Genomic DNA, 12,594 nt, shown 5'->3' with positions numbered 1-12,594 from the left:
TTTTTTAATTTTAATGTTTTAGAGACCTCCATGACTCAACCAAAATCAAACAGCTTTAGCATCGACAATCAACGTCTTCATTTCACTGATGTAGGACAAGGACCTGTTCTATTTTTTGTACATGGTTTTTTAGCTGACAACACGATGTGGCAACCACAGATCGCTCAACTTTCTGAAAACTATCGCTGTATTAGTGTTGATTTGTGGAGCCATGGACAGTCAGATTCAATGCCAACGGGTACAACCTCTCTTATTACAATCGCTGACCATTGTTTATCATTACTTGATTATTTAAATGTGCATCAATGTTGTGTGATCGGTAATGGTACGGGTAGTGCGATTGCTGCTGAAATGGTACTTGCAAAGCCTGCTCAGATATCAAAACTAGTCATGGCGAATAGTTTCATTGGTTTTGAACCGCAAGTGAATTGCGCAAAATACCAAGCATGGGTCGATCAAATCAGTGAACAGAAGCAATGTCATGAGCAACTAGCAAACACCATTGCTGATATGTTCTTTGTTAATTCACAAACGTCAACGGCTAAATCAGCTTTCATTAGCAAGTTAATTCATTTGTCGCCCACACAAATAGAGCAACTCGCCTTATTCAGTCCGCTGGCTTTCTATAAGCGTGACACCCTTGAATTAGTAGAACAATTCTCACTGCCTTGTTTGATTATGATTGGAGAGCAAAACCAATTACGCACAATGCTAGAGGCTTATTTAATGCAAGACTGCATTACAGGAAGTCGCTTGCTTCAAATCGCTAAAGCGGGACACTTTTCAAATATTGAACAAGCAGAAAAAGTGAATCAAACCTTGGAATCATTTCTCCGTTAAGGGGGAAATGATTTCAATTTATAAATTAAATGGATAGACCAGCATAATCAAATTTGCTGATATACTCTTGAAAATGATGAACATCTGCTAAATAGCTGTTCAAAATACACTCTACATCTTTCACTTTTATTTGGGTCTATAACAATAAATGAAATTACTTAAGCCTCTATTTGATAACAATCGCCGCTGGGCTGAGCGTATAAACGAAGAAGACCCTGATTTCTTCAAGCAACTGGCAGAACAACAGAATCCTGAATATTTGTGGATTGGTTGCTCTGACAGCCGCGTACCATCTAATCAGATAATTGATTTAATGCCAGGTGAAGTGTTTGTTCATCGCAACATTGCCAATATGGTTATCCATACTGATTTAAATTGTTTATCGGTCATCCAATATGCTGTTGAAGTCCTTAAAGTTAAGCACATTATGGTTGTTGGTCACTACGGTTGTGGCGGCGTTAAAGCCTCAATGAGTAACGAACGTTTTGGGCTTATTGATAACTGGCTTGGTCATTTAAAAGATATTTATCGCTTACATAGCTCAGATCTCGAGAAGCTTGATGAACAACAACGTTTTAATCGTCTATGTGAACTGAACGTGATGGAACAAGTGGCTAATGTTACCAGCACATCAATTGTTCAAGATGCTTGGGATCGTGGTCAAGAAGTCGCAATTCACGGTTGGATTTACGGTATCAACAACGGTTTATTAACCGATCTAGACGTAACAGTCTTCAGCGAACATGCAAATAATAATGCCAATAAAACAGAAGAATAATGCTTATTAACTAAAATTAATAAGCCGTTCATGCTGAAATAAGCAAATAGCAAAGCCCACCTTATATGTGGGTTTTGTTGTTTTTATCTCATATATAGAAACAGTTATAGCGCTTTGTTTAGTCTGCTTTACATAAAAATTAGCGATTAATGAATATAAAGCACTGTAACGGCCATACAATCACAGCGAAAGGTCATATAGTTAATGCAATTAACGCCCTAACCCAGTTATAATCTTCGGGTTTATTTAGCGCGACCTCGCGCACTGCATTTTTTAGGAGATAATTTCCATGCCAGGTTTTGAATTATTTGGTCCAGAGGAAAAGCAAGAAGTCGCTGATGTGATGGAAAATGGTTTTACCTTTCGTTATAACTTCGATCACATGCGTAATGATCGTTGGAAGACTCGTGAGATGGAAGCCCTTCTTTGCGAAAAGATGAATGCTAAGCATGCACATCTTGTTTCTAGTGGCACCGCCGCATTACAAACAGCTATGGCTGCAGCTGGTATCGGCGCTGGTGATGAAGTTATCGTTCCTCCGTTTACCTTTGTTGCGTCTGTAGAAGCCGTATTTATGGCCGGTGCTGTGCCAATTTTTGCTGAGATTGATGAAACACTTTGTTTATCTCCAGAAGGTATTGAAGCTGCAATTACTCCACGCACTAAAGCAATTAATCTTGTTCACATGTGTGGTTCTATGGCTAAAATGGATGAAATTTTAGCGGTATGTAAAAAGCACAACTTAGTGATCTTAGAAGATGCTTGCCAAGCAATTGGTGGCAGCTATAAAGGTCAAGCACTAGGTACTATTGGTGACGTAGGTTGTTACTCATTTGATTCTGTTAAAACCATCACTTGTGGTGAAGGCGGCGCGATCATGACTAACAACGAAACCATTTATAACCACGCGCATATGTTCTCAGATCACGGCCATGACCATGTAGGTAATGACCGCGGCGCTGAAGGCCACCCTATTATGGGGCTAAACTTCCGTATTTCTGAAATGAACTCAGCAATGGGTCTTGCTCAATTACGTAAGCTAGACAAAATCATTGATATTCAGCGTACCAATAAAAAGCTGATCAAAGATGCTATGGCAGATATCCCAGAAGTAACTTTCCGTGAAATCCCTGATCCAGAGGGTGATTCAGCAGGTTTCTTAACGTTCTTAATGCCGACTGAAGAACGCACAGTAGAAATTAACAAAAAATTAGCTGAAAACGGCGTAGATGGTTGTTTTTACTGGTATGTTAACAACTGGCATTACCTGAATAACTGGAAGCATATCCAAGAGCTTAAGTCTCCTGCTGCATTGCCGATCACATTAATTCAAGATCGTCCAGATTACACTAAGGTTGAAACACCTAAGTCTGATGCCATCATGAGCCGTACTATTTCAATGTTAATCAAACTGTCTTGGACAGAAGAAGAAATAGCGCAGCGTATTGAAAACATCAAACGTGCTTTTGCTTAATTAACCCGATTATTTCTATCGCGCCATTTATCACATTGGCGCGATAGTACTTTTTACAGTACTAATCTCAACGGAGAAGTTGTAATGAGTTTCAAAAATTTCAAATGTGTACCAAAAATGATTTTTGGTCGCGGATCATTTGCACAATTAGATGACGTACTAGCTGAAGAACGCCAGGTTGAAAATGACTTCGTCGTATTTCTAGTTGATGACGTACACCAAGATAAGCCTTTAGCTGGTCGTGTACCTGCTAAAGCCCATGATTTATTAATCTACGTCAATGTTGATGATGAACCTACAACGAAGCAAGTTGATGCCCTAACTGAACAAGTTCAAGCATTTAATACTAAACTTCCTGTAAGTGTAATCGGTCTTGGTGGTGGTTCTACCCTTGATTTAGCTAAAGCGGTATCGCTAATGCTGACTAATGAAGGTGGCAGTGCTGAATATCAAGGTTGGGATCTGATTAAGAACCCAGCGGTACACCATATTGGTATCCCTACAGTTTCAGGTACAGGTGCTGAAGCGTCTCGCACCGCTGTACTTTGTGGTCCTGTTCGTAAGCTTGGTTTGAATTCAGATTACACAGTATTTGACCAAATCATCATGGATTCTGAGCTCATTGCTGGCGTACCGACTGATCAGTGGTTCTACACAGGTATGGATTGTTACATCCACTGTGTTGAGTCATTAGAAGGTACATACCTAAACGAATTTGCTAAAGCATTCGCTGAAAAGTCTATGGATTTATGTCGTGAAGTCTTCGTTGATAATCACGAAGAAAAAGATGACAAGCTAATGATGGCATCATACATGGGCGGCATGAGTATCGCTTACAGCCAAGTGGGTGCCTGTCACGCTGTATCATATGGCTTAGGTTACGTGTTGGGTTACCATCACGGTATCGGCAACTGTTTGGCATTTGACGTACTTGAAGAGTTTTACCCTGAAGGCGTTAAAGAATTCCGTAAAATGATGGAAGTCCATAACATCACGTTGCCAAAAAACATCTGTAAAGATTTACCAGATGAAACTATTGCTAAGATGGTTGCTGTCACCAAGAGCATGGGCCCATTATGGGATAATGTTTACGGCGCGGGCTGGGAAGAAAAAGTTACCGATGAAATGCTAACTAAGTTATTCCGTCGCATATAGTTTAGCCCTAAAAGCTATCTTTAAGGGCTCTTTAGAGCCCTTTTGTTTATCGTTTTAAGATAAGTAGGTTTATTGATGAAAGTTACTCTTTTAATCCCTGCTAGATATGGTTCTAGCCGCTTTCCTGGCAAACCGCTAGCACCTATTAATGGTAAGCCAATGATCCAACACGTTTTCGAACGTGCTTCATTAGCTAAAGGATTAGATAATATTTATGTTGCTACAGATGATGACCGAATTAAAGAAGCGGTAGAGTCATTTGGTGGTCAAGTTGTCATGACGAGCCCTGACGCGGCCTCTGGTACCGATCGAATAAACGATGCGATTAGCCAACTTGGTATAGCAGATGATGATTTGGTGATAAACCTTCAAGGTGATCAGCCACTTATTGACCCTATTTCAATTGAACAAATTATCAGTCTTTTTGAGCGTCACCCTGGTGAGTTTGAAATGGCAACTTTAGGCTTTGAAATCATTGATAAGCAAGAACGTGACGATCCTCTGCACGTTAAGATGGTTTTCGATAATGAGTTTAATGCATTGTATTTTTCACGATCGTGTATTCCATTCGGTCGTGATACGGATGACTTCCCAGTTTATAAGCACCTTGGCGTTTATGCTTATACTCGTCGTTTCGTCAATGCTTTTGCTAAGTTACCTTTGGGTCGTTTAGAAGATTTAGAAAAGTTAGAACAGCTGCGTGCATTAGAATACGGTCATAAAATTAAAGTTGCTATCAGTGCTTTTGATTCACCAGAAGTTGATACACCTGAAGATATTCGCAAATGTGAGCAACGTTTAGCTGTTGATTAAACTTGTTGGTAATTTATTGAGGTAGGCATGGATTTATCAGGTATAGAAGTATGGATTATTATTATCTTAGTTGTTGGCATCATTGCGAGTAATTTAGCAGTGCTGAAATACAGTGCTAGATTTAAGATGCCTCAGTTTGGTGCCCCCAAAAAACCAAACAGTGATAACAACGCTAACAGTATTGATAAAGCAGAAAGTGCCACTGACAATAATAGCGAAACCAAAGAAAAGAATTAAATTTTCGAAAAAAAGAGACTCAATTGAGTCTCTTTTTTATTAAAGTTTAAATTCTTTATATGGTAGTTAACGTCGTTATTTTTCGACTAAATTTACTTTAAGCTGAGCTTTATTTCCAGGGTATTTACCGCTAAAACTAGTATCTTTGTCAACTATAGAAATAATCAAATTTTCAAATTCATTCAACTCTGTAGTTTTCCACTTCCAGCCTTTGTTTTTAGAAAAAAATGATTTCAATTTATTTCTATTTTTATTATAAAGATGAACTTCTAGCCCTTTATCACCAGAATCATCTATCCCATGCCTTAAACCAATATTTAATGCATAGCTTTTTCCTTTCTGATGATTTATTGAGATAGGAAATTCAATAACTCTTGTTGATGGATTATTAATATAAACATTTTTGTCTATTAAAGTAGTAAACTTCCAGCTTGTTGCTTCAAGGGGAATTCCAGCACTAAGTACATTGGAAGGGACTTTTCTTTTAGTAGATGTATAAACTTTAAAGTCGTGTTTTTGAAATTCAGCACCCCAACGAATCGGATCTGGAAAGGACTTGTTATATTTGTTCTGAAAAGCCAAAAAGTTAATATTCAATCTATCTTTATATTTACTAACAGTTTCAATTACTTCCATTCTGCATTTGTCGGTGTTCAAGTGCTTAATCTCAACTTGCATTGGTTTTACTAAACCATATTCAACAGCTGTATCCAAAACTTCAAATAGCTCAGGTATTCGTGCATCATTCTCTAGCTTTAAAGCCTTAATTTCATGTAAATATAAATTAGAAATCGATATATCTTCGAAACTTTTATTACTAATTATGTTCTGATTCAAACGACTTAAAATTGCATGATTAAAATTATTATAGGGCACGACTCTAGAAATATTTTTTACATCATGAAATACAACAGGATAACCATCTTTTGATTCTTGAATATCAAATTCTGCATTATGGAAATTTGGATTTTTTTGTAATTTCTGAAGTGCTAACTTAAAACTATAGAGTGTATTTTCAGGAGAATAAACATCCCCTCCTAGTCTATGTCCTGTATTAGCTTGCGCAATAGAGAAAACAAGAACCAATAAAAACAATATATACTTTCGCATTTTTCACCTTCAACACATCAATAATTAAATTAATACGATTCAAAATTGAAACTTATCTACTCATTGAACTAGTAATGCACAATTATAGGCTATCTATTTCGATTTAGCTTCATCATCTATCTTCTCCCCAAAAGCATGCCGATTATCAGGCCAAGCATTGATAACTGCTTTGACTAAAGATGCCAAAGGTATTGCAAAGAACACGCCCCAAACACCCCAAAGCCCACCAAAAACAAGCACAGCAGCAATAATCAAAACTGGATGTAAATCGACAGCATCTGAGAACAAAACAGGAACTAACACATTACCATCTAAAGCTTGGATAATACCGTAACCTATCATTACGTAGCCAAATTCTGGACTAACACCCCATTGTACAAATGCGACTAATGCGATTGGCAATGTCACTAAAGTGGCACCAACATATGGAATAAGAACCGAAAGCCCAGTTAATACCCCTAGTAACGCAGAATATCTAAGACCCATAACAGCAAAAAAGATATAACTCACTGTGCCAACAATAACAATTTCAATGACTTTGCCACGAATATAATTGAAGATTTGCTGGTCCATTTCAAACCAAACTTTTCTTGCTAAGTCGCGGTTGTTAGGAAAGAAACGTTTACTGCTCTTAATCAATTGCTCTTTATCCTTTAAGAAAAAGAACACCAATAAAGGCACTAAAATCACGTAAACCATTAACACGAGTAATGATGCAGAAAAGCCTAATAATTGCTTACCGATATCTAAAAGATGCTGAGTGTCGACCAGTTTTTTAAGTTCAACAACCATGGCATCAATTTGTTCGATACTAATGTATTGCGGATAGTTTTCACTAAAAGATACTAGCGATTGCATACCTGTATCAATCATTTGCGGTAAATCTGTCGCTAAAGCAATCCCCTGTCGCCAAAGGCTGGGAACGAGTCCAAAAGCAACTAAGACCATCAGACCAATAAACAAGACTAATATTAACGATGCACCTAAAGTTCGGTTAATACCAAAACGCGCGATTTGCGCTACAGGCCATTCTAGTAAAAACGCTAAAACTAACGCCACTAATAAAGGCGCTAATAAACCGCCAGCAAAATACAGTAATAATCCAATCCCAAGTAAAATAAACAATAATGTAATCGCGTGGGGATCACTGAATCTGGCTTTATACCAATCGCTTAAAAATGAGAGCATTGTGTTACCTAAAAAGAAATCACAGTTGTGGTTGTTATTATCGGATTCTACCTCAGTAGATAGATATAATTATACTTATATATTGTTAAGCTTTGTGATGGCCAATGACATTGAATTGTCATTATCCTCAGTTATTTGAACTTGATAACCAAATTTTTTTAAAAATAGCGGAACATCTCGACGTGAACCAGAGTCAGAGATACTAATTGCCAACGTTTCACCTGGTTGCATCTTTTTTAATGCTAATTTAGTTTGCACCAAGGGATAGGGACATTGATGAGCAGTTAAATCAATAAATTTCATTATGAACTTGCTTTACACATTCTATGGCTATTATCCTAGCAAGGACAATAAACCACAAGCGATACCGTTATAGTGTTGCTTTAACTTTGCTCGCCACCCTATTGAAATAATTATAATAAAGGTTTCATTTGCGCAAATTATCGTTTTCTCAGTTTTCTAAAGGCGTCGTAACCACAGCGGTTAGTTTATTACTCACGGCTGGTGTTGCTAAAAGCTTCGCGAATAATGACCTTCCAGACCTCGGTACGGCTGCTGTTAACACTTTTAGTCTTGAAAAAGAAATGGTGTATGGCGATGCTTACATGCGGGTCATTCGTTCATCTGCGCCGGTTATAAGCGACCCTGTATTGAATCAATACTTATCTGAACTAGGTAACAAATTGGTAGCTCATGCCACAGGGGTTAAAACCCCCTTCTATTTCTTTTTATTAAGAAATGATGAAATTAACGCTTTTGCCTTCTTCGGTGGCCATGTCGGCGTTCATACAGGGTTATTTCTGCACGCTGATACTGAAAGTGAACTCGCATCAGTGCTTGCCCACGAAATTACTCACGTTACTCAACGACATTTAGCGCGCTCACTAGAAGCGCAAGATAAGAGTTCAACAGCAACTATCGTTGGTATGCTAGGTGCTATTTTGTTGACCATTGCCGCGCCACAAGCCGGTATGGCTGCGCTTGCAACAACTCAAGCTTTATCAACCCAAGCGAGAATCAACTTCACCCGTTTACATGAACGTGAAGCAGATAGAATTGGTATGCAAATCCTAGCTGATGCAGGGTTTGATCCAAATGGTGCATCTGACTTTTTCCAAAAATTAGCCATTCGATACCGTTTTACTACTACACCACCACAAATGCTACTGACTCACCCATTACCTGAGTCGCGTATTACAGATGCAAGAAACCGCGCCACACAATATCCTAATCGTTATATACCTGATCAACTTAATTACCAGTTAGCTAAAGCCCGTATTCAAATTAGATTTTCAAGTTATAGCGATCAGGCTGCGATTTCTTTGTTCGACAAACAACTAAACAAAAAAAGCTATACCTTTAAAAGTGCTGCATTGTACGGCAAAGCTTTAGCTTTATTCAGAATCAAGAAGTTTGAAGAATCTGAAAAGATTATTGATGAGTTATTAGCAGGCGACCCAAACAATCTGTTTTTTATCGATACTAAAACAGATTTACTGGCGCAAAAAGACGATTACGATGCGGCTATCGAGCTGTTAAAGCATCATCATCGATTAAAACCAACGTCATTAGTCATTGCGGCTAACTTAGCCAATATCTATGTTGAAGCAGGCCAGCCGCGCAATGCCATTCCGTTATTAGAAGATTTAATTTTCTTAGATAAACAGAACGTATTACCTTATCAAATTATGACTCAAGCTTACCGTAAACTGGGTAATAAGGCGCTTGAGCATTACAGTAATGCAGAAGCTATGGCACTTGCAGCAAATTATGATGGTGCAATTGATCAACTCAATTATGCTTACCGTCACTCTGAAGGCCAAACGTTACAAATTGCCAGAATTGAAGCGCGTATACGTCAATTTAGACAAGCTAAGCGCTCTTTAGACGCATTAAAATAACAGCTCAGCTTATTCAATCTCAAATTAGCCACATCCCCCTGATGTGGCTAACCATCTGATTCAAAGTTTGATAAACTGTCGCCAAAATAAAGACAAGAAGTGATCCTATGACAAACGTAACGCTTTACCATAACCCTCGCTGCTCAAAAAGCCGTCAAACACTGGCATTACTCGAAGAAAACCATGCCAAGGTGACCATTGTTGAATACTTGAAGACGGTGCCTACTGCTGAAGACATTAACCAGATTTTAAGCTTATTAGCTATCTCGCCACGAGAGCTAATGCGCACTAAAGAAACAGAATACAAAGAACAGAACTTAGCAGACGAGTCATTAACAGATGCTCAGTTAGTCCAAGCGATGATTACTACGCCAAAGCTAATTGAAAGACCCATTGCGCTAGCTAACAACAAAGCGGCTATCGGTCGTCCTCCAGAAAACGTCTTAGCGATTTTATGAGCCCAAAAATGACAACACACACTTTATTTCAGTTATGCCGAGTAGGTTATGTAGCATTACTCATGTTGCTTTCTGGATGGTTTATCCAACAAGGCTTTACCGGCGAATACTCAATGGCATTTAGTCTACTGTGGATCGTCCCATTATTATTACCTATCAAAGGCATATTAACGGGTAACCCTTACACCTATGCTTGGGCCAGTTTTATTCTGTGTTTATATTTATTACATGGCTTAACCTTAGTGTATATCACTGAAGACGCTCTTTATTTTGCATTAATAGAATCAGTGTTAATCAGTGCCTTGTTAATAGGATTTCCATATTACGCACGTATGCGTGGTAGAGAACTGGGCTTAGGTTTAAAAAAGAAATCTAAAACAGATTAGTCTCATTAATACAGCACTAAAAAGCGCCTGATGGCGCTTTTTTCATTTTATCTTGGTGTAAAATCATTACCACATTGCTGTTAACGAGTCGTTAATTCATTCTTTTTGTACAAGTATTCACATGTTATAGTGAAATGTCAGTCATTTGATTGAGTGTAGTGCTAAGCAACGGAGATTGTGTATGAAGACTTTGTTTAACAAGCGTATTTCAGCTGAGGCCGCGATTCAAAAAAATTATCGAGGGGTCACAAAAACATTTGCAATGAGCAGTTTAGTGATTGCAACTGTAATGTTAAGTGCCTGTGGCGGCAGCTCAAGTGACTCGTCCAGTGATGGTCAAACTACACCAGATAATGCTTTGCCAATTAATACTTGTGACTCAAGTTCTGGCCTGACAATAGTCGACACAGCGTCTGATTTAAACTTTAATATTGAGCAAAGTTATTCTGCGGGGCAATCTGCCACAGTCATTGCAAATATTAACAATCGCGATTCAGCAGGTCTTACCTATCAATGGCAACAAACATCAGGCCCTGACGTCTCGCTGAGTTCAGAAAATAGCCCTGTTTTATCATTTATTATTCCGAGTTATGGCAACTACAGTTTTACTGTTAATGTGTCAGGCCCACAAATAGACCTCAGCGAAACTGTCTCAATTACAGCAGGCAGTGCAATTAACCAATTAAATATCAACAGTGACCACCAAGTTGTCCAAGGTAATGGCGTCAGCCTCAGGGTAGCTCGTATCAATGAGCAAACTGTTGATGATATAGAGTGGTGTTACTTTTCTAACCAAGCCGTTGAATTAGATTTAACCGATCCTGAACGCCCCTTATTTACCGCCCCATCAGTGAGTTCAGACAGTGTCATCGGTTTAAAGGCCACAGGCCAGTTTGCTGGAGAAACACTTTCCGATGAAGTGTTTGTGTTAGTCACCAATGAATCTGCAATCACATCACCTTACTTTGATCAACCCATTGCACGAACCTATTCCTATAATTCTGCTTCTGTTTATTCTGCTAATGCTTCAGATTGCGTATATTCAAACCAACTTAACCAAACTTGTGATATTGCTGATTTACCATTAATTGGCCAAGTCTCAAATTCAGAGAATATTGAATCTGTGATGGAGCGTGTTGTGGTATCTCATGACTGGATGGGAGAGAATTTTGAAACCTTCCTAAAGCAATCAGATCCCAATAGCGACTTTATTAAGCTACTGCAATCTGTCACGGCAGTTGTCATCAGCTACGATGTGAGACCTTCTTTTTACTGGGTCGCGACGGGTGCTATTTATCTCGATCCTGAATACTTGTGGTTCACGCCAGAGCAGCGAGACAGCATCAATGAAGCGCCAGATTATCGCAGTGACTTCGGTAATGATTTACAGTTCATCATGCCATGGCGCTATGTAAAAGATAACGATTATGCCTATGGCCGTATTGCAAAAACAGAAAGAACAACAAGAACCTTGGCAGATATCACTCCTAGTTTAGCCAGCTTGCTTTATCATGAATTAGCCCATGCAAATGACTTTTTCCCGCGCTCGATTCATAGCACGTTAACTGGGCCAACATTAATAGACGACTTTTACCGTCGTACAGACAGCAATGGCCTTATTTCTGATCAACTTCAAAATGTAGATCCGCTAACCAGTAGTGAAATGTTTGGTTTAGCTGGTGTTAGCTTTTTAGGTGAAACAGCGAATGAGACACAAAAAGCCTATATGCCGGATGATGTCACCAGCTTTTTCTTATCTGATCATGCGAATGATTTTTATGCCTACTCTTCTACTCGTGAAGATGCTGCCATGTTATTTGAAGAGTCATTTATGAGTCATCGTTATCAAATACAACGCGACGTAGCTGTTACCGATCCAACTAATCTTATAGTTGACTGGGGGCAGCGAGGTCGTGTGGGCTCTGCTGAGTTACTCGATAGAGCTGCATTCGTCATTGATGAAATCATGCCAGAAATAGACGGTAAGACTTTATTAAATGGTTTACCTGAACCTATTAATATGACGCCTGGTCGAGATTGGTTTGAAAATATTGACATTAGTCCTAGCATTGCTCAATCACTGTCTAAAGTCAGTAGTTTAAGTAGCTCAGAGACAAGCGTTGAAAGACGCCCTGTTCTAATAGGTCGTGAACACAGAGATATGCCAATCCCTAAACGATAAGCGAGATACTCGTCAGGTACATGAGATCATAAAAGCCACCGATAAGGTGGCTTTTTATTTAACTGACAAAAT

13 protein-coding genes are annotated in these 12,594 nt (G+C 38.7%); 10 read left to right on the top strand and 3 right to left on the bottom strand.

The window, feature by feature from the left end; genetic code table 11:
- Window positions 1–30 precede the first annotated feature (30 nt).
- The 6 genes from L2737_RS11585 (at window position 31) to L2737_RS11560 (ending at window position 5,297) form a co-directional block, all read left to right on the top strand.
- Window positions 31–840, top strand: coding sequence for an alpha/beta fold hydrolase (locus L2737_RS11585; protein ID WP_248955795.1), 810 nt, complete (start codon window positions 31–33; stop codon window positions 838–840).
- 148 nt (window positions 841–988) lie between these two features.
- Window positions 989–1,618 (top strand): carbonate dehydratase, encoded by a 630-nt coding sequence (can, locus tag L2737_RS11580; protein WP_248955794.1) that lies wholly within the window; start codon window positions 989–991, stop codon window positions 1,616–1,618.
- Window positions 1,619–1,907: 289 nt separating this feature from the next.
- The gene (kdnA, locus tag L2737_RS11575; protein WP_102526223.1) at window positions 1,908–3,092 is read left to right on the top strand and encodes an 8-amino-3,8-dideoxy-alpha-D-manno-octulosonate transaminase KdnA; all 1,185 of its coding nucleotides are present in this window, start codon (window positions 1,908–1,910) and stop codon (window positions 3,090–3,092) included.
- An 84-nt stretch (window positions 3,093–3,176) separates the two neighbouring features.
- A complete protein-coding gene (kdnB, locus tag L2737_RS11570; RefSeq protein ID WP_248955793.1) occupies window positions 3,177–4,247 on the top strand; it encodes a 3-deoxy-alpha-D-manno-octulosonate 8-oxidase KdnB in 1,071 nt (356 codons plus the stop codon).
- A 75-nt stretch (window positions 4,248–4,322) separates the two neighbouring features.
- The gene (gene kdsB / locus L2737_RS11565; RefSeq protein ID WP_248955792.1) at window positions 4,323–5,060 is read left to right on the top strand and encodes an 8-amino-3,8-dideoxy-manno-octulosonate cytidylyltransferase KdsB; all 738 of its coding nucleotides are present in this window, start codon (window positions 4,323–4,325) and stop codon (window positions 5,058–5,060) included.
- A gap of 27 nt (window positions 5,061–5,087) precedes the next feature.
- Entirely contained in the window at window positions 5,088–5,297 is a 210-nt protein-coding gene (locus tag L2737_RS11560; protein WP_248955791.1) for a DUF2897 family protein, read from the top strand.
- A 75-nt stretch (window positions 5,298–5,372) separates the two neighbouring features.
- Here L2737_RS11560 and L2737_RS11555 read toward each other — a convergent pair whose 3' ends face one another.
- The 3 genes from L2737_RS11555 to L2737_RS11545 form a co-directional block, all read right to left on the bottom strand.
- Window positions 5,373–6,407, bottom strand: a complete 1,035-nt coding sequence (locus tag L2737_RS11555) for a glycerophosphodiester phosphodiesterase (protein WP_248955790.1) — start codon at window positions 6,405–6,407, stop codon at window positions 5,373–5,375.
- 93 nt (window positions 6,408–6,500) lie between these two features.
- Entirely contained in the window at window positions 6,501–7,595 is a 1,095-nt protein-coding gene (locus L2737_RS11550) for an AI-2E family transporter (protein WP_248955789.1), read from the bottom strand.
- 75 nt (window positions 7,596–7,670) lie between these two features.
- Entirely contained in the window at window positions 7,671–7,898 is a 228-nt protein-coding gene (locus tag L2737_RS11545) for a sulfurtransferase TusA family protein (RefSeq protein WP_102526229.1), read from the bottom strand.
- A gap of 128 nt (window positions 7,899–8,026) precedes the next feature.
- Here L2737_RS11545 and bepA point away from each other — a divergent pair, with 128 nt between their 5' ends.
- The 4 genes from bepA to L2737_RS11525 all read left to right on the top strand — a co-directional run bounded on the left by bepA (window position 8,027) and on the right by L2737_RS11525 (window position 12,522).
- Complete coding sequence (gene bepA, locus L2737_RS11540) at window positions 8,027–9,496, top strand: beta-barrel assembly-enhancing protease (RefSeq protein ID WP_248955788.1); 1,470 nt, start codon at window positions 8,027–8,029, stop codon at window positions 9,494–9,496.
- A 107-nt stretch (window positions 9,497–9,603) separates the two neighbouring features.
- Window positions 9,604–9,954, top strand: coding sequence for an arsenate reductase (glutaredoxin) (gene arsC / locus L2737_RS11535; RefSeq protein ID WP_102526231.1), 351 nt, complete (start codon window positions 9,604–9,606; stop codon window positions 9,952–9,954).
- Between the two features lie 8 nt (window positions 9,955–9,962).
- Window positions 9,963–10,340 carry a DUF2069 domain-containing protein gene (locus L2737_RS11530; protein WP_102526274.1) on the top strand — a complete coding sequence of 126 codons (378 nt, stop codon included), beginning with the start codon at window positions 9,963–9,965 and terminating at the stop codon, window positions 10,338–10,340.
- A 181-nt stretch (window positions 10,341–10,521) separates the two neighbouring features.
- A complete protein-coding gene (locus L2737_RS11525) occupies window positions 10,522–12,522 on the top strand; it encodes a PKD domain-containing protein (RefSeq protein WP_248955787.1) in 2,001 nt (666 codons plus the stop codon).
- Window positions 12,523–12,594: the final 72 nt, after the last annotated feature.

The organism is Shewanella electrodiphila (assembly GCF_023283985.1).
Taxonomy (GTDB): Bacteria; Pseudomonadota; Gammaproteobacteria; order Enterobacterales; family Shewanellaceae; genus Shewanella; species Shewanella electrodiphila.
The sequence above is the reverse complement of the archived record's forward strand: the minus strand, read 5'-3'. Positions and strand labels throughout refer to the sequence as shown.

Coding starts and splice junctions, on each gene's coding strand:
- L2737_RS11585 (WP_248955795.1), top strand. CDS start 31: ATGACTCAACCAAAATCAAACAGCTTTAGCATCGACAATCAACGTCTT.
- can (WP_248955794.1), top strand. CDS start 989: ATGAAATTACTTAAGCCTCTATTTGATAACAATCGCCGCTGGGCTGAG.
- kdnA (WP_102526223.1), top strand. CDS start 1,908: ATGCCAGGTTTTGAATTATTTGGTCCAGAGGAAAAGCAAGAAGTCGCT.
- kdnB (WP_248955793.1), top strand. CDS start 3,177: ATGAGTTTCAAAAATTTCAAATGTGTACCAAAAATGATTTTTGGTCGC.
- kdsB (WP_248955792.1), top strand. CDS start 4,323: ATGAAAGTTACTCTTTTAATCCCTGCTAGATATGGTTCTAGCCGCTTT.
- L2737_RS11560 (WP_248955791.1), top strand. CDS start 5,088: ATGGATTTATCAGGTATAGAAGTATGGATTATTATTATCTTAGTTGTT.
- L2737_RS11555 (WP_248955790.1), bottom strand. CDS start 6,407: ATGCGAAAGTATATATTGTTTTTATTGGTTCTTGTTTTCTCTATTGCG.
- L2737_RS11550 (WP_248955789.1), bottom strand. CDS start 7,595: ATGCTCTCATTTTTAAGCGATTGGTATAAAGCCAGATTCAGTGATCCC.
- L2737_RS11545 (WP_102526229.1), bottom strand. CDS start 7,898: ATGAAATTTATTGATTTAACTGCTCATCAATGTCCCTATCCCTTGGTG.
- arsC (WP_102526231.1), top strand. CDS start 9,604: ATGACAAACGTAACGCTTTACCATAACCCTCGCTGCTCAAAAAGCCGT.
- L2737_RS11530 (WP_102526274.1), top strand. CDS start 9,963: ATGACAACACACACTTTATTTCAGTTATGCCGAGTAGGTTATGTAGCA.
- L2737_RS11525 (WP_248955787.1), top strand. CDS start 10,522: ATGAAGACTTTGTTTAACAAGCGTATTTCAGCTGAGGCCGCGATTCAA.